Source organism: Cobetia sp. UCD-24C, assembly GCF_001306765.1.
Taxonomy (GTDB): Bacteria; Pseudomonadota; Gammaproteobacteria; order Pseudomonadales; family Halomonadaceae; genus Cobetia; species Cobetia amphilecti.
Genome location: NZ_LJTD01000006.1, coordinates 222,849 through 243,978 on the forward strand (window position 1 = coordinate 222,849; position 21,130 = coordinate 243,978).

The 21,130-nt window shown below is 59.3% G+C and carries 16 protein-coding genes and 2 pseudogenes; 11 read left to right on the forward strand and 7 right to left on the reverse strand.

Going from position 1 to position 21,130, the window contains the following annotated elements:
• Window positions 1-151 precede the first annotated feature (151 nt).
• From AOG28_RS10735 to AOG28_RS10745, 3 genes are all read left to right on the forward strand, one after another.
• On the forward strand, window positions 152-1,342 hold the full coding sequence (locus AOG28_RS10735; RefSeq protein ID WP_043331589.1) for an amino acid ABC transporter permease: 1,191 nt from the start codon (window positions 152-154) through the stop codon (window positions 1,340-1,342).
• Between the two features lie 10 nt (window positions 1,343-1,352).
• Window positions 1,353-2,477 (forward strand): amino acid ABC transporter permease, encoded by a 1,125-nt coding sequence (locus tag AOG28_RS10740; protein WP_043331588.1) that lies wholly within the window; start codon window positions 1,353-1,355, stop codon window positions 2,475-2,477.
• Window positions 2,478-2,555: 78 nt separating this feature from the next.
• Entirely contained in the window at window positions 2,556-3,284 is a 729-nt protein-coding gene (locus AOG28_RS10745; RefSeq protein ID WP_043331784.1) for an amino acid ABC transporter ATP-binding protein, read from the forward strand.
• A gap of 144 nt (window positions 3,285-3,428) precedes the next feature.
• Here the strand turns inward: AOG28_RS10745 and AOG28_RS10750 are convergent, their stop codons facing one another.
• Window positions 3,429-3,977 (reverse strand): hypothetical protein, encoded by a 549-nt coding sequence (locus tag AOG28_RS10750; RefSeq protein ID WP_054556407.1) that lies wholly within the window; start codon window positions 3,975-3,977, stop codon window positions 3,429-3,431.
• Between the two features lie 335 nt (window positions 3,978-4,312).
• Here AOG28_RS10750 and AOG28_RS18700 point away from each other — a divergent pair, with 335 nt between their 5' ends.
• Window positions 4,313-6,256, forward strand: coding sequence for a methyl-accepting chemotaxis protein (locus tag AOG28_RS18700; RefSeq protein WP_054556408.1), 1,944 nt, complete (start codon window positions 4,313-4,315; stop codon window positions 6,254-6,256).
• Window positions 6,257-6,511: 255 nt separating this feature from the next.
• On the forward strand, window positions 6,512-6,940 hold the full coding sequence (locus AOG28_RS10760; protein WP_043331587.1) for a host attachment protein: 429 nt from the start codon (window positions 6,512-6,514) through the stop codon (window positions 6,938-6,940).
• Window positions 6,941-7,086: 146 nt separating this feature from the next.
• Here AOG28_RS10760 and AOG28_RS10765 read toward each other — a convergent pair whose 3' ends face one another.
• Window positions 7,087-8,034 carry a LysR family transcriptional regulator gene (locus AOG28_RS10765; RefSeq protein ID WP_054556409.1) on the reverse strand — a complete coding sequence of 316 codons (948 nt, stop codon included), beginning with the start codon at window positions 8,032-8,034 and terminating at the stop codon, window positions 7,087-7,089.
• A 286-nt stretch (window positions 8,035-8,320) separates the two neighbouring features.
• Here AOG28_RS10765 and AOG28_RS10770 point away from each other — a divergent pair, with 286 nt between their 5' ends.
• Window positions 8,321-9,097: a ferredoxin--NADP reductase gene (locus AOG28_RS10770; RefSeq protein WP_043331585.1), complete on the forward strand. Its 777-nt coding sequence runs from the start codon at window positions 8,321-8,323 to the stop codon at window positions 9,095-9,097.
• 130 nt (window positions 9,098-9,227) lie between these two features.
• Here AOG28_RS10770 and glnK read toward each other — a convergent pair whose 3' ends face one another.
• The 3 genes from glnK to AOG28_RS10785 form a co-directional block, all read right to left on the reverse strand.
• Window positions 9,228-9,566, reverse strand: coding sequence for a P-II family nitrogen regulator (gene glnK, locus AOG28_RS10775; RefSeq protein WP_024951507.1), 339 nt, complete (start codon window positions 9,564-9,566; stop codon window positions 9,228-9,230).
• A gap of 149 nt (window positions 9,567-9,715) precedes the next feature.
• On the reverse strand, window positions 9,716-10,963 hold the full coding sequence (locus tag AOG28_RS10780; protein ID WP_043331583.1) for an ammonium transporter: 1,248 nt from the start codon (window positions 10,961-10,963) through the stop codon (window positions 9,716-9,718).
• A gap of 31 nt (window positions 10,964-10,994) precedes the next feature.
• Window positions 10,995-11,333: a P-II family nitrogen regulator gene (locus tag AOG28_RS10785; protein ID WP_043331582.1), complete on the reverse strand. Its 339-nt coding sequence runs from the start codon at window positions 11,331-11,333 to the stop codon at window positions 10,995-10,997.
• Window positions 11,334-11,770: 437 nt separating this feature from the next.
• On the opposite strand from AOG28_RS10785, the gene AOG28_RS10790 reads away from it, so the two are divergent.
• Window positions 11,771-12,145, forward strand: coding sequence for an accessory factor UbiK family protein (locus AOG28_RS10790; RefSeq protein ID WP_052384297.1), 375 nt, complete (start codon window positions 11,771-11,773; stop codon window positions 12,143-12,145).
• Between the two features lie 94 nt (window positions 12,146-12,239).
• Here AOG28_RS10790 and AOG28_RS10795 read toward each other — a convergent pair whose 3' ends face one another.
• A complete protein-coding gene (locus tag AOG28_RS10795; protein ID WP_043331581.1) occupies window positions 12,240-12,518 on the reverse strand; it encodes a CBU_0592 family membrane protein in 279 nt (92 codons plus the stop codon).
• A 1,185-nt stretch (window positions 12,519-13,703) separates the two neighbouring features.
• On the opposite strand from AOG28_RS10795, the pseudogene AOG28_RS10800 reads away from it, so the two are divergent.
• From AOG28_RS10800 to AOG28_RS10805, 3 genes and pseudogenes are all read left to right on the forward strand, one after another.
• Window positions 13,704-14,348 (forward strand): annotated as a pseudogene (locus AOG28_RS10800) (magnesium chelatase domain-containing protein); the annotation flags it as partial.
• Between the two features lie 163 nt (window positions 14,349-14,511).
• Window positions 14,512-16,323: a DUF262 domain-containing protein gene (locus tag AOG28_RS17795; protein WP_160317872.1), complete on the forward strand. Its 1,812-nt coding sequence runs from the start codon at window positions 14,512-14,514 to the stop codon at window positions 16,321-16,323.
• A gap of 1,415 nt (window positions 16,324-17,738) precedes the next feature.
• Window positions 17,739-18,305: a recombinase family protein gene (locus AOG28_RS10805; RefSeq protein ID WP_054556410.1), complete on the forward strand. Its 567-nt coding sequence runs from the start codon at window positions 17,739-17,741 to the stop codon at window positions 18,303-18,305.
• 227 nt (window positions 18,306-18,532) lie between these two features.
• On the opposite strand, the gene AOG28_RS10810 is transcribed toward AOG28_RS10805, so the two are convergent.
• Entirely contained in the window at window positions 18,533-20,143 is a 1,611-nt protein-coding gene (locus AOG28_RS10810) for a recombinase family protein (RefSeq protein WP_054556411.1), read from the reverse strand.
• A gap of 54 nt (window positions 20,144-20,197) precedes the next feature.
• Here AOG28_RS10810 and AOG28_RS10815 point away from each other — a divergent pair.
• Window positions 20,198-21,115, forward strand: a pseudogene (locus AOG28_RS10815) (YifB family Mg chelatase-like AAA ATPase); the annotation flags it as partial.
• Window positions 21,116-21,130 lie beyond the last annotated feature (15 nt).

The window sequence follows — 21,130 nt, forward strand, 5'->3', positions numbered from 1 at the left end:
CGATTCCTCTGGCCAGCGTCATGTGGGGCCCAGTTAATAAGGCCCAGCCTGTGCCTCGTGACCCATTCATCGAGTGCCGAGAGATAACTGATCTGCCGTTCGATAGGACGGCAGGCGGAAGTCGCATAGCTTTCCGGCGGAGATTGCCTGTATGACACAACCTGCTTCTCGCCCGCCGGCCACGGTCAAGCCGCCATTCTGGCGTGACCCGGCCAAGCGGGCACTGATCTTCCAGCTATTGATGCTGGCAGGCGTGTTCGGTGTGTTGGCGATCATCGTCAGCAATACCCTGACCAACCTCGAAAGCCGTGGCATCACCACCGGCTTTGCCTTTCTGGACAACACCGCAGGCTTTGGCATTCTGCAGAGCCTGATCGACTATTCCGAGCAATCCACCTATGGCGATACCTTCATCGTCGGCCTGCTCAATACCTTGTTGATATCCGCACTGGGTGTCATCGCCGCGACTGTGATCGGCTTCGTCATGGGGGTCGCGCGCCTGTCCCCCAACTGGCTGATCTCGCGGCTGGCGGCGGTCTATATCGAAGTCTTCCGCAACATCCCGCTGCTGCTGCAGATCTTCTTCTGGTATTTCGCCGTCCTGAGAACCCTGCCGAGTCCGCGTGGCTCTCTGTCGCTGGGTGAGGCGTTCTTCCTCAACGTGCGCGGTCTGTTCGTGCCGGCCCCCATCACCTCCAGCGGTTTCTCGGTGGTGATTGCCGTGTTCGTGCTGGCCGTCGTCGCCAGCGGCATCTTTAGCTACTGGAACCGTCAGCGTCAGGCACGTACCGGTCAGCGCCTGCCGGCGGGCTGGATCTCGCTCGGCCTGATCATCGTGGCGCCGCTGCTGGCCTACTTCGCGATGGGCATGCCGCTGAGCTGGGAGCTGCCGGAGCTCAAGGGCTTCAACTTCCGTGGCGGTATCACGGTCGTCCCCGAGTTCCTCGCCCTGTGGGTCGCGCTGTCGGTCTATACCGCTGCCTTCATTGCCGAGATCGTGCGTTCCGGCATCGAAGCGGTACCGCACGGCCAGACCGAAGCGTCACGGGCGCTGTCGCTGTCCGGTGGCATGACACTGCGTCTGGTGGTGGTGCCGCAGGCGCTGCGCGTCATCATCCCGCCGCTGACCAGCCAGTACCTGAACCTGATCAAGAACTCGTCGCTGGCCACGGCCATCGGCTATCCCGATCTGGTCTCGGTCTTCGCGGGTACCACGCTCAACCAGACCGGTCAGGCCATCGAGGTGATCGCCATGACGATGCTGGTCTATCTGACCATCAGTCTGCTGGTCTCCATGTTCATGAACTGGTTCAACGCCCGCATGGCGTTGGTCGAGCGCTGAGGGTCTGCCCATGTCGATTGAAAAGACCCTGTCACGGGTCACCGAGAAGATGATCGATTCCCGTCCGGCGCCGAGCGACAGCATCGGCGCGGTGGCCTGGTTGCGCAGCAATCTGTTCGCCGGACCGATCAATACGCTGTTCACGCTGTTCGCGCTGTATCTGGTCTATCTGCTGGTGGTGCCCAGCCTGCAATGGGCGCTGATCGATGCCAGCTGGAGCGGCACCTCACGAGAGGACTGCACGGGGGAGGGCGCCTGCTGGGTATTCATCAGTGCGCGTCTCGATCAGTTCATCTACGGCTTCTACCCGAGTGAGGAAACCTGGCGGGTCGATATCGTCTTCGCCGTCTTTGCGGCTCTGATCGCCTGGCTGGCGATTCCGAAGCTGCCGGCCAAGGGCTGGGTCGCCATCGTCAGCCTGGCGGTGTTCCCCTTCATCGCCTACTTCCTGCTGCATGGCGGCAGCTTCGGCCTCGAGATCGTCGGTACCCACGAGTGGGGCGGCCTGATGCTGACACTGGTGCTGGCCGTGGTGGGTATCGTGGCGGCACTGCCGCTGGGGATCCTGCTGGCGCTGGGGCGTCGCTCCGAGATGCCGATCGTGAAAAGCATCTGTGTGGTGTTCATCGAGTTCTGGCGCGGCGTGCCGCTCATCACGGTGCTGTTCATGGCCTCGGTGATGCTGCCGCTGTTCGTGCCCGGTGAGGTCAATCTCGACAAGCTGGTGCGCGCGCTGATCGGCATCACCCTGTTCCAGAGTGCCTACATGGCGGAAGTGGTGCGTGGTGGCCTGCAGGCGATCCCGAAGGGACAGACCGAGGCCGGCATGGCGCTGGGGCTGGGCTACTGGCGCAACATGGGGCTGATCGTGCTGCCCCAGGCGCTCAAGCTGATGATTCCCGGCATCGTGAATACCTTCATCGCCCTGTTCAAGGACACCTCGCTGGTACTGATCATCGGGCTCTTCGATCTGCTCGCCATCGTGCAGGCCGGTCTCGCCGACCCCAAATGGCTGGGCTACTCCATCGAGGGCTACGCCTTCGTGGCGCTGGTCTTCTGGGTCTTCTGCTTCAGCATGTCGCGCTACAGCCAGTATCTCGAGCGCCTGCTGCATACCGGTCACAAGAAGCGCTGATCACGGCGCCAAGGAATCTTCATCATGACAACGACAACATCCGCCTCGCAGGGCAACACCGGCGCCGATGAGCGCCCGATGATCGAGCTCAAGGGTCTCAACAAGTGGTACGGCGACTTCCACGTGCTGCGCGACATCAACCTGAGCGTGCGCAAGGGCGAACGTATCGTCATCTGTGGCCCTTCGGGGTCCGGCAAGTCGACGATGATCCGCTGCATCAATCATCTCGAGGAGCATCAGGAAGGCGATATCGTGGTCAACGGCATGCCGCTGACCCAGGACATCAAGCAGATCGAGGCGATCCGTCGCAACGTCGGCATGGTGTTCCAGCACTTCAACCTGTTCCCGCACCTGACGGTGCTCGAGAACTGCTGTCTGGCGCCGATCTGGGTGCAGAAGCGGCCGCGCCGCGAGGCGGAAGCCGAAGCCATGAAGTACCTGGAGCGCGTGCGCATCGCCGATCAGGCCCACAAGTTCCCCGGTCAGCTGTCCGGTGGCCAGCAGCAGCGTGTCGCGATCGCGCGCTCGCTGTGTCTGAGCCCGGAGGTGATGCTGTTCGATGAGCCGACCTCGGCGCTGGACCCGGAGATGATCAAGGAAGTGCTGGATGTCATGGTCGAACTGGCCAATGAAGGCATGACCATGCTGTGCGTGACCCACGAGATGGGCTTCGCCAAGACCGTCGCCGACCGCGTCATCTTCATGGATCAGGGCCAGATCATCGAAGAGAACGCGCCGGAGCCGTTCTTCAACAACCCGCAGTCCGAGCGGACCCAGTTGTTCCTCAGCCAGATTCTGGGGCATTGAGGCCACGGACTGATCGGATGCTGTAAGCCGTAAACAGAAAACGCCCCGCGTGATTCCCATCACGCGGGGCGTTTTCGTGTGTGAGCCGCAAGGCAGTCAGTGGGTGCTCACTATCAACTCATTCCGCTGAATAAAGAGGCTCGCTTAGAGGCTGGGCTCGGTGCGGCGTACTTCGCTGCTGTGGGTGTCTGGCAGCTCTTCATCGCTGCCCAGGCTTGGCTCCTGCGGCTTGGCCGCGGCCTTGGGCGATGCAGCGGCAGGTGTATCGGCAGATGTCGTCGCCGCCGCTGTGGCAGCGGGGGCTTCTTCGCCTTCGCGCGGCCAGGTGACGCTGCGTGGCTTGCCGACCCAGCTGTCGTCATTGTCGTGCACTGCCGGGCGGCGCGAGATGGAGCGCGTCACCAGCGCCGCGGCATCCAGGGTGTGATTGGCCCCGCGAATGCTCAGCAGGTGATGCGGCGCCATCAGCAACTCGAACAGCAGGCGCGTCATCACGAAGGCCAGCAGGAAACCGCCGACACCCTGCGCCAGTACCGGCCACTGCGCGACCAGCGAATTGTCAGGCCCGATGGGCGTCAAGTGCTGCAGTGTCCAGCCGCTGGCAGCCGCCAGCAATCCCAGCTGCAGCATCAGGTGAGCGGTGACCAGCACGCGCCGGGGCAGCGGGCGGCGCATCAGGAGCAGATTGCGCATCGAAACTTCTCCGAGAAAAGACCACAGGATGAGGGGAGCGGTGGCAGACGGGCAGGCGGCACCCCGCGTTGGGCGGATGTTAGCACGCACTTCGCCATCGACGTCATGTCCGGGAGTCGCGACGCCAGTGTCGGTTCTGGCGACGATGGAGGAGCGTTGCATGTGGCTGGCGGGGTAAAGGAAAGGCCGGGCATGCCGATACAGAGGGCGGCACGTACCGATGATGACGCCGGTACACCGCATGCCTGCATGCCTTGCCACCGAGGGGCAGACCGACGCGCTCTGCGCTGGCGCCCCCGGCCCCCTTCCCGATGGATTTGAACCAAGGAGTGGCGATGTTTGCCTCGTTACGTGCGCGCATCACGTTAGCCTGTGTGGCGATAGTGCTGGTGGCGCTGGTGGTCGTCAGCAGCCTGAATGCCTGGACCACGTTCCGCAATACGCATGCCGATGAGAGCGACTACCAGCAACAGTTGCTGAGATCGAACGCCGCCCAGCTGAGTCAGTGGTTCAGCGTGCATATCAATGCGGTGAGCGGCATCGCGGCCAGTAGCCTAGAGAACTTCCCCGATGCCGCCTTGACCCAGGCAATGAAGCAGGGCGACTTCAGCAAGACCTATGTCGGCTTCCCTGATGGTCGCTTCCGTTACTTCGATGGGCGCCCGGGGCGGGCAGGTTATGACCCGCGCCAACGTGGCTGGTATCAGGCGGCGGTGGCGACCGGCAAGCCCATCATCACGGCGCCCTATGTCGGTGCCACCAGTGGCGAACTGGAAATCAGCGTGGCGGCGCCGGTCTATCGCGGCTCACGGCTGGTCGCCGTGGTCAGTGGTGATCTGCCGCTGGCGTTCATCACCCGCACGGTCGCCGAACTCTCTCCGACGCCCAACAGCTTCGCCTTCCTGATCGACGATACCGGCACGCTGATCGCCCACCCGGATGATGCCCTCGTGCTCAAGCCGATGAGTGCACTCGCATCGGCGCTGACGCCCGAGGCCCTGGCCAGCAGCAATCGCCTGGTGGCCGCTGGCCAGTCGGCACTGGTGGTCGATATCCAGCAGCGTGATTACCGCATGTTCAGTGCCGAGCTGGATTCGGCAGGGCTGGGAGACACCGGTTGGCGTCTGGCGCTGGCCCTGGATGTGGCCGACTCGGATGCACCGCTTTATGCCCAACTGTGGACCACACTGGCCATGACGCTGCTGGTATTGCTGGGGGCGGCCGCCGTGATGTCGTGGATCGCCAGCCGCAGTCTGCGCGGCCTGGCGCTGGTGCGTGATGCACTGGTGGATATCGCCGCGGGCGAGGGCGATCTCACGCGGCGCATTCAGGTCAGCGGGCGTGATGAAGTCGCCGAGATCGGCAATGCCTTCAATCGCTTCGTCTCGACTCTCAATGGCGTGCTCAGCGAGATTCGCCTCGCCAGCGGCGCGGTGCAGACCGCCGCCGCCGAGATCAGCCAGGGCAGCCAGGATCTGTCGTCACGTACCGAGCAGGCGGCGGCCAATCTGCAGGAAACCTCGGCCTCGATGGAGCAGATTTCCGGCACCGTCGCCCAGTCCGCGGACTCCGCACATGAAGCTGACGGGCTGGCCAAGTCGGCCAGTGAGGTCGCGCGTCGCGGCGGCGAGGTGATCGGAGAGGTCGTCACCACCATGCAGGGCATCGATGACGACTCGCGCAAGATCACCGAGATCGTCAGTGTCATGGACTCCATCGCCTTCCAGACCAACCTGCTGGCATTGAATGCCTCCGTCGAGGCGGCCCGCGCCGGCGAGCAGGGGCGTGGCTTCGCGGTGGTGGCCGGTGAGGTGCGTACCCTCGCCCAGCGCTCTTCCGAGGCCTCGCGGGAAATTGCCACGCTGATCAGCTCCGCCAACGAGCGTACGCGCAATGGTGCTGAACAGGTCAGGGTGGCCGGCAGCACCATGAACGAGATCGTTGCCAGCGTGATGCGTGTCAGTGAGGTGATCGGCGAGATCAGCCATGCCACCCAGGAGCAGAATCACGGTGTCGGACAGGTCTCCAGCGCGGTGGCCGAGCTGGATCAGGTGACACAGCAGAATGCGGCACTGGTGGAGGAATCCGCCGCGGCAGCGGATGCGCTCTCCGAGCAGTCGGCGCGTCTGGCCGAGATGGTGGGCCGCTTCCGTCTGGATGGCCCTGCACAGCCGCCCGCAATGGCGCCGCGCAGCGCAGGCACCCTGTCCGTACAGGGCTCCCGTCCCCGCGCTGCCAGCCCCGTCGCATCGGAGGAGCTGGATTGGCAAGCCTGGTAAGGCCGTCAGCATGCGAGCCTGTCAGTCGCCAGTGACAGGCATTAGACGCCAGGGCCGCCCTTCGGGGCGGCCCTGGCGTTTTTGGTTATCTGCTTTCCTGTCGACCTTCAGGCGTCGGGCTGGCGGGGCGGTGTGCGGGAAATGAGCGGCAAGGGTTGAATGTGCGCAAGGGTGCCAGCATGTAGTCAATTGAAAGCGAAGCGATGATCGTCATTCTTCATCAACGACGCCTCACGAGAGACAGGGAGTGTGTAAATGGTTACTTACATCGTTGCTGCCGATGCCGCACGTGCACGTATCTTTGCCCGTGCCGCTGGCAAGGTCACCGAAGTGGAAAGCCTCGTACATCCTGAAAGCCGCCAGCATACCGGTGACCTGAGAACCGGTGGCAAGGGTGAATCCAGCGGCGGGCACGGCAGCCTGCATCAGACTGGCGATGATGGCGCGACCTCCGACAAGCATCAGGACTTCTTCGCCAAGGAAGTCGCACAATACCTCAAGCAGACGGCCAATGACGGCAAGTTCGATCAGCTGATCATCGCCGCCGCGCCCAAGTTCCTGGGGGCGCTGCGCGACAAGCTCGACAAGCCGGTCGCCAAGCTGGTGACGGAAACCGTCGACAAGGACCTCTCCCACGAGAGCGCTGATGAGATCAAGGCGCGTTTCACCGGCCTGACTCACTGATCACTCCCCCGTCATGCAGAGACCAGGACGCCGCCAGCGGAAACGCTGGCGGCGTCTGTGTGTGAGTGCTCGCTATTCTTTTGAACCCCATGGCGTGAGGAAGTAGTGTCAGCAGGCTCGGTTGCTGAAGGCCGAGCGTGTGCGAATCACGGCACCTGCGGCAGGATGATCTCGTCACTGCGTGAGGCGCTGCCGCTCAGGTTGCGGCAACCGGCGACGAATTCGCGCATCGCCTGGGTGATGAAGCGGTCACGATGGTGGACGAAGCGATAGGCGCGCGTCAGCTCCAGCCATGGAGTGGGCAGCTCGACGAGGCTGCCGCGCCGAAAGGCATCTCTCAGCGCGAGGCGCGAGATGCAGCCGATGCCGAGCCCCGCTTCCACGGCACGCTTGATGGCTTCGGTGTGTTCCAGCTCCAGCATGATGTCGAGGCGCTGGGAAACGCTGGTCGAAAGCCCGTCCAGATGTGGGCGCAATGCCTGCTCGAAGGTGCCGCGTGTGCCGGAGCCACGCTCGCGCATGATCCAGCGTGCCGCCAGCAGGCGCTCAAGCGTGACCTCGCCCTGTGCCAGCGGGTGTGACGGCGCACAGAAGATGCTCAGCCGATCACTGACCCAGTGGGTCGCCTCCAGCAGCGGATGCTCCACCTCGCCTTCCACCAGCCCGATGTCCAGTTCGAAGTGCACCAGCTTGTCGATCAGCTGATGGGTGTTGTGCACGTGCAGCTCGACGCGGCTGGCGGGGTGATGATGCAGAAAGTCACCGATGATCTGTGGCGCCAGATAGTTGCCGATGGTCAGCGTCGCGCCGATCTCCAGCGAGCCGGTGGCGTCCTGCTGACCGAGCAGCTGCTCCAGCTCCTCGGCCTGGTCCAGCAGCGCGATCGCCTTGGGCAGCAGCTCACGCCCCAGGCCATTGAGCCGCAGGCGCTTGCCATGGCGATCGAACAGCCGGCAATCGAACTGACGCTCCAGCTCGGCCAGTGCCGTGCTGGCCGCTGATTGCGACATGGCCAGACTGTCGGCGGCCAGCGAGACATTGTCATGCCGCGCGACCGCCACGAAGACGGCCAGCTGGCGAAGGCTGTAGCGCATTCGACCTCCCGGGGCATGCAGTGAAGGAGCAGAGATGAGGAGGCGAAAGTTAACGCAACGCAGAATTCGTCGTCAGAGCGGGCGGACCCTGCACGATCAAGGTTGAAATGCGATTCATTCGCAACCAATATTGGTAAACTAGATAACCTATATCCAGATAAACCATTTAACGCATAACCCTGCAGTGACTACAATTGCTGCATAGTTCATTGGGTCATAAGCTGTTATTTGTTTATGCCAATAGAGAATATCGAATTCGAGGGGCCACGCCCCGGGAGGCCATCAGGTGAGCAGTCTGACCACAACCGAAGTCATCGACGTCCATCACTGGAACGATTCGCTGTTCAGCTTCCGCACTCAGCGTGAAGACAGCCTGCGTTTCAAGAACGGCCAGTTCGTGATGATCGGCCTGGAAGTCGAAGGCAAGCCGCTGATGCGCGCCTACTCGATCGCCAGCCCGAACTACGAGGAGCACCTCGAGTTCTTCTCCATCAAGGTGCAGGACGGCCCGCTGACCTCACGCCTGCAGCACCTGCAGCCGGGCGATCAGATCATGGTCTCTCGCAAGCCGACAGGCACGCTGGTACTGGACGATCTGCTGCCGGGCGAGAACCTTTACCTGTTCTCCACCGGCACCGGTCTGGCCCCGTTCCTGAGCGTCATCCAGGACCCGGAAACCTATGAGCGCTATGACAAGATCATCCTGATGCACGGCGTGCGCCATGTCTCCGAGCTGGCCTATGCCGACATGATCGCGGAAGAGCTGCCCAAGCACGAGTATCTGGGCGAAGAGATCGCCGAGAAGCTGATCTACTACCCGACCGTGACGCGCGAGGAGTTCCGCAACCAGGGCCGCATCACGGATCTGGTCGAGAACGGCAAGCTGTTCGAGGACATCGGCCTGCCGCCGCTGGACCCGAAGCGTGACCGCGCCATGATCTGCGGCAGCCCGGCGATGCTCGACGACATCAGCGCCATGCTGGATGCGCGCGGCTTCGCCATCTCGCCGAAGATGGGCGTGCCGGGTGACTACGTGATCGAGCGTGCCTTCGTCGAGAAGTGATCCGCGAGCATCACGCATGAACGGCAAGTGCTGAAACGAGAAAACCGCAGGCCGATGGCCTGCGGTTTTTTTGTGTGCTCATGTCACCCGTCGGGGCAGCACGTCAGTGCCAGGGGCTTGCGCCAGAGGCTCAGACGGCGTCCTTGCCGGTCTCGCCGGTACGGATGCGAATGACCTGCTCCAGCGGCGAGACGAAGATCTTGCCGTCGCCGATCTTGCCGGTGTTGGCGACATTGGTGATCGCCTCGATCACGGAATCGATCATGGCGTCATCCACCGCGACTTCCAGCTTCACCTTGGGAAGGAAGTCGACCACGTACTCGGCACCCCGATACAGCTCGGTGTGGCCCTTCTGGCGGCCGAATCCCTTGACCTCGGTCACGGTGATACCCTGCACGCCAATCTCCGACAGGGATTCGCGCACGTCGTCGAGCTTGAATGGCTTGATGATGGCAGTGACCAGTTTCATCGTGTCTCTCCTTGGGTGATGGTGCGGGTAACGAGGCCTGCTCGTCACGCCGGTCTCTGACTCAAGCATACACCGCTTATCCAGTCAGGAAAAAAGACTCCCGCCAGGTGGCGGGAGTCTTGATGCTGCAGGTGCTGTCGCGTCCAGGCTTACTTGCGGCTGGAGGTGAATTCCGGATAGGCCTCCATACCACATTCGGCCAGATCCACACCTTCGTACTCTTCTTCCTCGCTGACGCGAATCCCCATGATGGCCTTGATGATCAGCCACACCACGAAGCTTGCGATGAACACCCAGGCGAAGATGGAGGCGGCGCCCAGCAGCTGTGCGGAGAAGGTGGCATCGTCATTGGTCAGCGGCACGGCCAGCAGACCCCAGAGACCGACCACACCGTGCACGGAGATGGCGCCGACCGGATCATCGATCTTCAGCTTGTCGAGACCGACGATGGAGAACACGACCAGCAGACCGCCGACGGCACCGATCAGGGTGGCAGCACCGACGCTCGGTGCCAGCGGACCCGCAGTGATGGCGACCAGGCCAGCCAGTGCGCCGTTGAGGGCCATGGTCAGGTCAGCCTTGCGGAACCACAGACGTGCGAGGATCAGCGCGGCGATGACACCACCACAGGCAGCGGCATTGGTGTTGACGAAGACCTGAGCGACCGCGTTGGCCTCATCGATGTTGGACAGCACCAGCTCGGAGCCGCCGTTGAAGCCCAACCATCCCAGCCACAGGATGAAGGTACCCAGCGTGGCCAGCGGCAGGTTGGCGCCCGGGATGGCATTGATCTCGCCATTCTTGCCGTACTTGCCCTTGCGAGCGCCCAGCAGCAGCACGCCTGCCAGTGCGGCGGAAGCGCCGGCCATGTGCACGATGCCGGAACCGGCGAAGTCGCTGAAGCCCGCTGCGCTCAGGAAGCCGCCACCCCAGGTCCAGTAACCCTGCACCGGGTAGATGACGCCGGTCATGACCACGGCGAAGGCCAGGAAGGCCCACAGCTTCATGCGCTCGGCGACCGCACCGGAGACGATGGACATGGCGGTAGCCACGAACACGACCTGGAAGAAGAAGTCGGAACGTGCGCTGTAGTAGATGTCGCCACCGGAAGCGAGCGCTTCCTCAGCGGTATTCTCGGCACCGATCAGGAAGCCCAGGCTCGGCAGGAAGCCGCCTTCGGCGCTCGAGTACATGATGTGGTAACCGACGACCATGTACATGGTGCAGGCGATGGCGAACAGCGCCACGTTCTTGGTCAGGATCTCGGTGGTGTTCTTGGCGCGGACCAGACCGGCCTCGAGCATGGCAAAGCCGGCTGCCATCCATAGCACCAGGGCGCCACAGACCAGGAAGTAGAAGGTATCAAGTGCGTACTTGACCTCGATGATCTCGTTCATGCGGGGTTCTCCTTGTTATTGTGCGCGGGGCTCAGACAGCGTCGGCGCCGCGTTCACCGGTGCGGATACGGATGACATCGTCCAGCGGAGTGACGAACAGCTTGCCGTCGCCGATCTTGCCGCTGTTGGCCGCCTGGGTGATGGCGTCCAGTACCGATTCCACACTGCTGTCATCGACAGCCACTTCAATCTTGACCTTGGGAAGGAAGTCGACGACGTACTCGGCACCGCGATATAGCTCGGTGTGCCCCTTCTGACGTCCGAAGCCCTTCACTTCGGTGACGGTAATCCCCTGCACGCCGTTGTCGGCCAGTGCTTCTCGCACGTCGTCCAACTTGAAGGGTTTGATGATGGCGGTGATCAGTTTCATGTGCTGCCCCCGTTCGCTACCGGAATGATCATTCTTGTTAAGCATGGCCAGTCAGATGAGCTGGCGGCCTGTTCCTGACAAGTGCATCGCACGAGATGTGCCATGCGGCTGAAAATCCTTGTAACTCATCTGGTTATCGCAGGATGGCTGACAGTCTTTCGGCCTGTGCAAAGATGGCTGAATCCGAAGGTCACCTGGCATGCACCGTAATGGTGCTGTTTCTGCGCCTTTGGGTGTGGGGGCAAGTGCTAATGTGGTGCAGGTGTGTGCCTGTCGATGAGGATTGTCTGGTGCAGGGCGATGCGGGGCATGCACCCGACTCCAGGGTTGCGTATCCTTGCAGCAGGACACGACGGCCCCATGTACAGGGGTGTCATCATTTTCTGACCGGCAGTCCGCACGACGCGTCTGCCGGCCCGCAACGGCTGAGGTGCAGCATGTTCAAGAATGACGTCATCGGGCGTATGGCCCAGCAGATCGGTGAGCGCCTGCAGGATGCCTCGCATGGCCCGGAAGAGCTGCAGAAGTCCGTGCAAGGGGTGATGCGCGGTGCCTTCGACCGCATGGAACTGGTCTCGCGTGAAGACTTCGACATCATGATGGATGTGCTGACGCGTACGCGCAGCCGCGTCGAGTCGCTGGAAAAGCAGGTCATCGCCCTCGAGGCACTGCTGGAGAAGCAGGGGCTGGTAGCGGCCAATGCACCGGCTGCCGAGCCCGCCACGCCAGTGGATGACGAGGGGGAAGCCGCGGTAGCGAAGCGTGAAGCCGCCAGTCACGCCGCGGAAATCGAGCGCCAGCGCGACGCCTGATTCCGTCAGGTGACGGCTGAACCAAAACCGCCACGCCCTTTCGGGGCGTGGCGGTTTTTTGCGTCATGGGCGCCGCTGATTCTGAGGGGCGGCCTCAGGCAGTCTGGGGGCGAGTGCCCAGCATCCAGCGCACCAGACCTACCACTGAGGCGATGATCCAGAAGATCTCGATCACGAAGCTGGCGAGGTTGAAATTGATGCACAGGCTGATCAACAGCAGGATCGCCCCGCTCAGATTCATCAGGTTGTAGGTCAGGCTGCGGGCATCGAGTCTGCCGATCTGCAGCAGGAAGAAGGCGCCGACGACCAGAGTGGTGCCTAGCATGCCGATCACATCCGCCAGGGATGCCAGCGGGGCAAGCATGTCTTGCATGGGTAGTGCTCCTGAAACAAGCCGAAGTCGTCCTGAATGGCTGGCCCTTTCCGTGGGTTGGACGATTCTCTGCCGCGCATCGGCGGCGTTCCGTGAGACAGCTTGGCGGTCATCCCGGCAAGGCCGGGACAACCGATCAAATATACAGCAGTCCCCGTCCGGCGGCACTCTTGTGGCTCTCTCGAGGGCGCTATCGCCCCTGTATGAGCACTTTCTTGGTGCAGGCAGGTCTCGAGTCGGCCTCACACCATGCCCATGTGGCGACTGGTGGCGCTGAAATGCGCAAAAAAAGGCGCTTTTGCGTGGAAACTGCTGCCAAAGCCGCTACTTTTAACTCGCCGCGAGCGTTTGTCGGCAATGCTGGCAGCGTAAGCGTCATGTCGGCAAGCGACCCACATCGTCAGCCCCCGGGCGCGCCGCTGTGGGTGAAGCTGAATGGCAGCCGCAGCCGCAGCCGCAGCCGCAGGGCACCAGACGCTCTCAATCACCAGGCAGCAGTAAGCCGTCACCCGTCACTCAGTACCAGGTCCTCAGGCGCCAATCCCCGGACATCAACGACCCGATACTCGTGCAAACTCCTCGAACGCAGCGCATGCGCCGTCGCTGATCTCTCCCTGACAGGCGCCTCATGGGCTCCTCTGGCTCAATCTGATCTCTGACATGGCTTTCATCAATCGACTGAGTCGATCGTCCAAGCACCCTGCCTGCAGTTATTGAGTTTAATTTCTGTTGGTTGGTGCTTGTGAGTTGAGATCGGGCTGTGGGCGTCCTGGTTCGACGTTGGTTCGCTTGATCATCGATGGTATCAGTGCCTTGAATGATGAAGTTTTGAGCGCTCAAAAAATGTCCACACGCAATGATTATGTAATTTTATCCACATCCTGTCTGTTTGTTACGTATCCAGTAATTACGTGAGTCTGAGGCGTAAAGAAATTTACGTTATAGACGCGAGAATCGTCACCTGAGCACGTATATCCAGGCGGCGCATGGCAGTGTCGTGGGGGTATGCGAAGCCTTGCGGCAATTGTCGAGCGCCCGAGCGTTGAGGCGCTCGCCTTCTGGGGAGTATGAGGTTTGCCATGCTGGGAGGGTTGGCAGCGGTGTGTGCCTTCGCGCTCATGGCAGGCCAGTGCCTGCTCCGATTGCGCCGTGCAACTGAGAGGCGGCATCACGCAGGGAAGGCTCATGTCATTGGCAATGTTGCGCACGCGCGCGTCACTTGGTCTCGAGGCACCGGAAGTTCAGGTGGAGGTACACCTTTCCAACGGCTTGCCGGGGCTGTCCATCGTCGGCTTGCCGGAAGCGGCGGTGAAGGAGAGTCGCGAGCGGGTGCGCAGTGCGCTGCTCAATGCCGGGTTCGAGTTTCCGGCGCGGCGCATCACCCTCAATCTGGCGCCAGCGGACCTCCCCAAGGAAGGCGGACGCTTCGATCTGCCCATTGCGCTGGGAATTCTGGTCGCCTCCGGGCAGATACCGGAAGAGGCCGTGGCAGCGATGGAGTGCCTTGGCGAACTGGCGCTCGATGGCAGCATCCGCGCCGTGACCGGCGTGCTGCCAGCCGCACTCTGCTGTCGCAAGGCGGGGCGGACGCTGGTGGTGCCGCGCGGCAATGCCGACGAGGCGGCACTCGCCGAGGAGTTGGAAGTACTGGCGGTGGGTCATCTGCTGGAGCTGGTGGCTCACCTGCTGGGGCGCGAGCGCCTCACGCCGCATGTGTGCTCGATCATTCCCCAGGCGCGCCTGCCGGAGCCCGACCTGAGCGAGGTGCGTGGCCAGCATCAGGCACGCAGGGCATTGGAGATCGCCGCGGCCGGCGGCCACAACCTGCTAGCGTTATGTATCTGGAGACCTATGTCGGTGGCTGGTTGGTAGCGCGTGATGTGAGTTGTTGTACTTGGATAAGTCATGCGGAGATGGAAATTCCATTGAATCGTGGTATATGGTAATTAAGATTTTATCTATACACCGATTGCTCAAATTTTGGAGATGCAAAATGACTTTAGAAGTCAACACAAAAAAAATAACTGAGTGTCTAGATCTTCTTGAGTATGGATTCTGGCAAATACCTAAGTTTCAAAGAGATTTTGTTTGGAAAAGCTCCCAAGTTAAGGAGTTGGTGCAGTCAATTCTTAAGGGTTATCCTCTCGGATTAGTTACTGTTTGGGATCAACCGCAGAATAATCCTCACACCGATTCCGAGCCTGTTAAACTGAAAGACGAAACTAAGTTTAAATCTTTTGAAGAGTCCCCGTCCGTTATTAAGATGGTTCTAGATGGCAAGCAAAGATTGACATCTCTGGCTATGGTTTTTGGTGGCCTTAAAGCTGCTGATAAAAGATATGCTTTTTCTGGCTATTGGTATATAGACCTTGATAAATATATGAGCGGTTCTGAAGGTCGTGATACTTGTGTGGTTTATTATAAAGAGGCTGACTTGGCGAAGAGAGGACTATCTTCCATAGCCTCTCATGTAGCTGCTAGAAAAATTCCTCTTCAGGATTATAAAAAGTATAGTAGGTATATTGGAGCTGTGCATAACCCTGCAACATATCCTGAAAAAGAGTATCCTACTGACGAAGAAAGAGATAGAATTGAAGGTGCAATAAATGAAATATCCGAGTCTGTCAATAATATTAAGATACCGATCGCTGAAATAGCGAGCACTATAACTCTGGGTGATGTTTGTGAGATATTTGATGTTCTGAATACAACTGGAACGAAGGTTTCCACTTTCGACCTCCTTCATAACAATCTATTCAGTCAGAGCAGTAGCGCTTTTGTTCTTAAAGATGTATTCAAGTCGGCGAGCGATTTGCCAAACCTAAGTTTGCTTTGCGATGAAAATCGTCAAGAATTCTTTTGCCAGTTGGTTACTGGCTCGTTCTGTATTGCAAAGAAAGACTATGGTGAGACCTATAAGTCTATTAGTACCATTAAAGGCAAGGATTTAATTGGCACTCCGTTAGAGTACTACCTGCACTTTACAAGTAACTTGCAGCAGGTTGAAGTCTATGTAAAGAATATGTTTGATGAGGTTATTGGATATAGCGCTTCACTGAAAGAGCTACCTTATCCGGCCTCTACAATCCTTTACTTGTCGTTAAGAGTAAATGAAGAGGACAAATATACAGCGCAAAATACGGCCAAGTTGTTTAAGGCATTCTATTGGCGCAATCTTTTGTTGACTAGGTATGATCAAGGATTTCTAACTCAATTTGGTAAAGATCTTATAGGGTTAAAGAATATTCTCGAGAGTGCCTCTGAAGATGACTACAATACTAAGCTTGATCAATTGTTTGATGAAGCAAGCTCTCATGTTAGTGTGGATGATATTAAGGCAAGAGTCTTAGATGGTGAGCTAGGTGGTGCACTAAAACAGGCTATTCAGATTGTGATTAAGTCTCGTGCAAAGTCGGATGTTGTTACTGGAAGCTCTTTAGATTGGAGAGTTACTTCTGGTAATAAAAAAGTTCAATTGCATCATGTTTTTCCTAGAGCATGGTGTAAAAATAATAAAGGTTCGCCAAATAGTTCTGTGTTAGAAGCTTTAAATAACTATGGGGAGAATTGTGCTGCAAATTTAATACCTCTTGAAGCCTTATCTAATAACAATTGGTCGCAATTAAGTCCAGCTACTGCTATTAAAACATTCCAGCTTTCTTTCAAGGATAATGTTGATTTGTATGGCAATGGGTTTATTGGAGTTAAAGAATTTGAGTGTATGGAGAAAGATGACCTGAAGTCGTTCCTTGAAGGTCGAGCACAGCGAATAGCTGAGTATATATTCGCACTTCAGTTTGTCTGATTAATATGCACTGTCTAGCTAGTTGAAAGATAAAATATGAGCCGGATGCGGTAGAAGTCATTCGGCTTATCACTACCTTGATCAGATATTCAGGTTTCTATCCACAGAGAGCTTCTGTGCGGCTCTCTGAGCTTCACTATGCCATGGCTGGTGTGATTGGGCAGGTAAGGATGATCAACTCTCATGGCTCCACACAGCGCCACACAGTGGCTGTCGATTCGTGCCCATTCATGGAGAAGAGCGCTTCGCCTCTCCCGCTGTGCCCCTCTGTGTGCCCCTCTGTGAGCTAGCTATGGACGATACCATCCCTATGCATACCCACTCCTGAGCCAACGCTGAGACCGCCTATGAGACCACCTCTGAGACGCCCGTGAGACGTGAGCTAGCGATTAGTGCCCATTCATGGGGGAAACAGAAAGCCCCCCTGTTTGCCTATCTATAGGTACAGCTATGAGTCCCTCTACTAGTCCCTCTGTTAGTTCACCTCTTAGCTGTCTCTTAGTGCCTCTGTGGGATGTATCACCCTCCATGTATATACCTCTCATGAGCCTCCCTCAGTGAGTCCAACAGTGAGCGCTTCGCTTGGCTGACACTCGGCCCAGAGAGAAAGGCTCCATCGAGGGAAGGTGGTATTGGATGATCCCACCACTCACCGGCAACGCACCGACAGCACAGCGACAGCCAACAGCCTCGGCTCAAGACGGCCTTGAAGGCTCACCACTCGCGCTCTCTCGCTCAATCGGCAAGGCGAAGGCCCAGGATCTCTCATGGATTTCACACAGCGACGCCTCTCAGCCCCAGCTGGCGGGCATCACAGCGCAGCAGCACCAGCACTAGCACCAGCACTAGCACCAGCACCAGCAGAACAACACATCGAACACCTATAGGTCGGATGCTTACGGACTCACTCACCGTTGGCACCGGCCTATTTTTTTGGCGCACATCTCTGAGCCGATATCTATGGGGGTGAACGCGCACAGCTACCCCGTTAGCCCCGTCTTCGTTCGTCGTTAGCCACCCACTGTGCTTGTTCATCATCGTCGCCGTCTCCGCGCTCCCTCTGTCCGCCAGCCCTATCGATGGGTACGGATTATCTACGTATCATCGCCAGCCTCGTTGCTCCTCCCGCTACCTAATGTGGGATTTCACACATTTCCTACCAGCCAGCCTCGCTGCTGCTCTCGCTACCAAATGCAGGATATCCCGCATTTCCTACCAGCCAGCCTCGCGCTCCTCGCCGTGTTCCCTCTGTCCGTCACGTCCGCCAGCCCTGCCGCCAGCATAGATCAGAAGGTACACCCTGAGAGCCACGCTAGGGAGTTACCATTATCATGGATCAATAGTGTTTGACGTGCCACTGAGCCACCCATAGTATTGAGCCATAGATTGTGATCCACCAAGGAAGGTAACCAACCATGGCAGCAACCATTGCCTACCTGCGCGTTAGCACTGACGACCAGACCACAGCCACACAGCGAGCCTCCATCGAGGAGAAGTACAAGATCGATACGTGGTTCACCGATGAGGCAACCTCGGGAGCGATCAAGGCAGAGCAACGTGAAGGGCTGAGCAAGCTCCTCCAGTACGTGCGCAAGGGTGACACCGTCGTGGTCTATGCGATTGATCGCCTTGGCCGTAACACCATCGATGTGCTGGAGACAGTCGAAGCGCTGGCCGCGAAGGAAGTCGCTGTGATCTCGATTCGTGAAGGCTTCGATCTCTCAACGCCCATGGGGAAGATGATGCTGACAATGCTCGCCGGTATGGCTGAGCTGGAGAGGAGCAACATCAAGGCGAGGCAGATGGCAGGGATCGAACGGGCGAGGACTGAGGGTCGAGCGCTGGGCAGAGAGAAGACCATCGATGACGCTCAGGTTGCTCAGTGGCGTAGCGAGAACAGCGCAAGCATCAAGGCCACAGCAGAGCACTTCGACATCTCAACGGCATCAGTGAAGCGTGCCTGTAGGACAGCGAAGGGCTGAGCAGTAGGGCAGCTGTAGAACGGCAGTAGTAGGGCTATCCGCTTAACATCCTGGCCATCCTTGTGACGACACGCAGGGATGGCTTTTTGCATCAGGGAACAGCAGTGGGTAGATGTATTTTTGTGATCACCCATCCCAGAGACAGCGCCTGTAGATATACATGCCCCTCAGTGGATCACACAGGCTTTGTGAGGGGCTGTACGTACGTCGATGAGTGTATGTTCGTCTTAGGCTAGGTGGCTCTCATGTGGCTTCTGTGAGGCTTCTCTAGGGTCTACCCATTCTTCATCGAGGAAGGTGTAAGTGATCAGGGTTTCCTCACCGCCTTGCTGCCAGTGAAACTCCAGTAGCCCTGTAGTGAAGTCGACGACCACCTTGGAGAAGCACCCACGCATGAGCGTGTTGATCTGTGCCTTGTCCTCCCAGTTCTCCTGTACTGCTGCCACTAGCTTCTGTGCTCGTCTCTGAGCCACGTCATTGTTGAAGCTGATCCTTTGTTGCCCCATCTGATCGATCTCTTCCTTGAGGGCTTCCTGTTGCTCCTGTAGAGCAGTGAGACGCTCACCGATGGCAGGGTGCTTGCTTGGATCAAGACCATTCTCGATAGAGGTTACGATGTTGTGAATCAGTCCCTCGACACCTTCGAGCTGCCCAGTGAGGTCATCGAAGCGCTCATCGAAATCGTCATCACCAACAGGGCAATGAGCAGCGATGTAGGAGATGTTTTCTTGAATGAGAGGCTCGACCATGTCCACTCTCACAGCGTTGTAGACGCAGCCAGCTCCTTGCTTGGCTCGATGGCAGACGAGGTAGACCCATCCCTTGGCCTTGTTCTTAGTGACCCTGATCATCCTGCTATCACACAGAGGGCAGACAGCTATGCCACCAACGATGTTCTGTACTGGTGACGATGAATGTCGTCCTCTCCTCGGGGAAGCACTGGCCTTGAGCATCTGGACAGCCTCGAAGGTCTCCCTGTCGATCACCGCTGGGTAGTAGCCCTCGATTGGCTCACAGGCTTCCCTGTGCTCCTTCCTGTCGGCACGGCTGGTGAAGGGAGTGAGTGTTCCGTAGGTGGCAGTGTTGGTGAGGATCTTGCTCACGTAGCTGGTGTGCCACAGCTTCCCTCTACCGAAGATCGGAGCGCCTTCCCTGTTGAGCCTCGCAGCGATGGACTGCTTGCCTGTGCCTTCCAGTGTCCACTTGAAGATGTTCCTGACCACCTCGCCACGCTCAGGGATGATGTCGAAGCTCACACCGTCATCGGATGGCTTGAGCCACTGAGGAGCGCGAGAGGTGAGGCGTACAGGCTTACCCTCAGCGATCATCTTCCTCTTGCTCTCCCACACAGAGCGAAGCCGTTTGGCCTTGGTGGCTGACTCCTCGTTGGCTCGCTGGAAGGTGACTACGGCCTGTAAGAAAGTCATCGGGTCTTGCGATAAGGTCTCTCTGCTGTAGACCCTCTCATCGAACAAGGTCACGACGTTGACGCCCATCTCACAGATGCTGCTGAGGACGCTGGCGGCCTTGTGGGGTGACTGTCGGGAGATCCTGTCGAGTGACTCCACTAGCAGGTAGGAGCCTTCAGCGATGATCTCGTCCTCTACAGCACGGAGGAAGATCCCTAGTGAGCCTGTCTGTCTGTTCTTGCCTTGGTAAGCGGAGATACCTAGATCGTGGAAGCTGTGATCGTCCAGTGTGAGGCCGAGCTTCTGGGCGTAGTCCTTGGCTAGCTTGGTCTGTCTTCGGAAGCTGTCACCCTTCATCTGCTCTGGTGTGGAGAAGCGAAGGTAGCTGTAAGCCTTGATGGCTGGGGCTTTGGGCTGCTCGGTGGTCATGACTCAGCTCTGTTACTGCGTGTGTTGATGGCGGCAGCCTACATTGTAGGTCTTCAAGGCCACAACCTGCTGTTCGCTGGTCCGCCGGGCACCGGCAAGACGATGCTGGCCAGTCGCCTGTCCGGCATCTTGCCGCCACTGGGCGAAGGGGAAGCGCTGGAAGTCGCGGCGGTGCGCTCGGTATGTGGTCTGCCGATCATGGAGCGCTGGGGTCAGCGGCCTTTTCGTGCTCCGCACCACACGGCCAGTGGGGTCGCGTTGGTGGGCGGTGGCTCCAAGCCGCGCCCGGGCGAGGTGTCGCTGGCGCATCATGGCGTGCTGTTTCTGGATGAGCTGGCGGAGTTCGACCGTGGCGTGCTGGAAGTGATGCGCGAGCCGCTGGAGAGTGGCCGTATCCTGATCTCGCGCGCCAGCCATCAACGCCGTTTCCCGGCGCGCTTCCAGCTGGTCGCGGCGATGAATCCATGCCCCTGCGGCTACCTCGGTGACAGTCGTCGCAATTGCAGCTGCACGCCGGCGCAGATCCAGCGCTATCAGGCGCGTCTGTCCGGCCCGTTGCTGGACCGCATCGACCTGCAGGTCGAGGTGCCGGGCCTGCCCGCCGAGGAGCTGACGTCCGCCACCCCCGGTGAGGCGTCGGCCGGCGTGCGCGAACGAGTGCTGGCCGCTCGCGCGCGCCAATTGGCACGCGGCGGCCTGAATGCCCATCTGGATACCCACGCGCTGGAAGCCGCCTGTCAGCTGGAAGACGGCGAGCGCCAGTGGCTGGCCGGCGTGCTGTCACGCCTCAATCTCTCGGCGCGCGCCTATCACCGGGTGCTGCGTGTCGCGCTGACACTGAGTGATCTGATCGACCAGGACGGTGTACAGCGGCCGCAGCTGATGGAGGCCATCGGCTATCGCCAGCTGGACCGCATGATGGGCAGGGACCCGGCTCGCCCGGGTGCCGGCGCCCAGCAGCGCAGCGCCTGATGTCGGCGGGTCAGG

Coding starts and splice junctions, on each gene's coding strand:
- AOG28_RS10735 (WP_043331589.1), top strand. CDS start 152: ATGACACAACCTGCTTCTCGCCCGCCGGCCACGGTCAAGCCGCCATTC.
- AOG28_RS10740 (WP_043331588.1), top strand. CDS start 1,353: ATGTCGATTGAAAAGACCCTGTCACGGGTCACCGAGAAGATGATCGAT.
- AOG28_RS10745 (WP_043331784.1), top strand. CDS start 2,556: ATGATCGAGCTCAAGGGTCTCAACAAGTGGTACGGCGACTTCCACGTG.
- AOG28_RS10750 (WP_054556407.1), bottom strand. CDS start 3,977: ATGCGCAATCTGCTCCTGATGCGCCGCCCGCTGCCCCGGCGCGTGCTG.
- AOG28_RS18700 (WP_054556408.1), top strand. CDS start 4,313: ATGTTTGCCTCGTTACGTGCGCGCATCACGTTAGCCTGTGTGGCGATA.
- AOG28_RS10760 (WP_043331587.1), top strand. CDS start 6,512: ATGGTTACTTACATCGTTGCTGCCGATGCCGCACGTGCACGTATCTTT.
- AOG28_RS10765 (WP_054556409.1), bottom strand. CDS start 8,034: ATGCGCTACAGCCTTCGCCAGCTGGCCGTCTTCGTGGCGGTCGCGCGG.
- glnK (WP_024951507.1), bottom strand. CDS start 9,566: ATGAAACTGGTCACTGCCATCATCAAGCCATTCAAGCTCGACGACGTG.
- AOG28_RS10780 (WP_043331583.1), bottom strand. CDS start 10,963: ATGAACGAGATCATCGAGGTCAAGTACGCACTTGATACCTTCTACTTC.
- AOG28_RS10785 (WP_043331582.1), bottom strand. CDS start 11,333: ATGAAACTGATCACCGCCATCATCAAACCCTTCAAGTTGGACGACGTG.
- AOG28_RS10790 (WP_052384297.1), top strand. CDS start 11,771: ATGTTCAAGAATGACGTCATCGGGCGTATGGCCCAGCAGATCGGTGAG.
- AOG28_RS10795 (WP_043331581.1), bottom strand. CDS start 12,518: ATGCAAGACATGCTTGCCCCGCTGGCATCCCTGGCGGATGTGATCGGC.
- AOG28_RS17795 (WP_160317872.1), top strand. CDS start 14,512: ATGACTTTAGAAGTCAACACAAAAAAAATAACTGAGTGTCTAGATCTT.
- AOG28_RS10805 (WP_054556410.1), top strand. CDS start 17,739: ATGGCAGCAACCATTGCCTACCTGCGCGTTAGCACTGACGACCAGACC.
- AOG28_RS10810 (WP_054556411.1), bottom strand. CDS start 20,143: ATGACCACCGAGCAGCCCAAAGCCCCAGCCATCAAGGCTTACAGCTAC.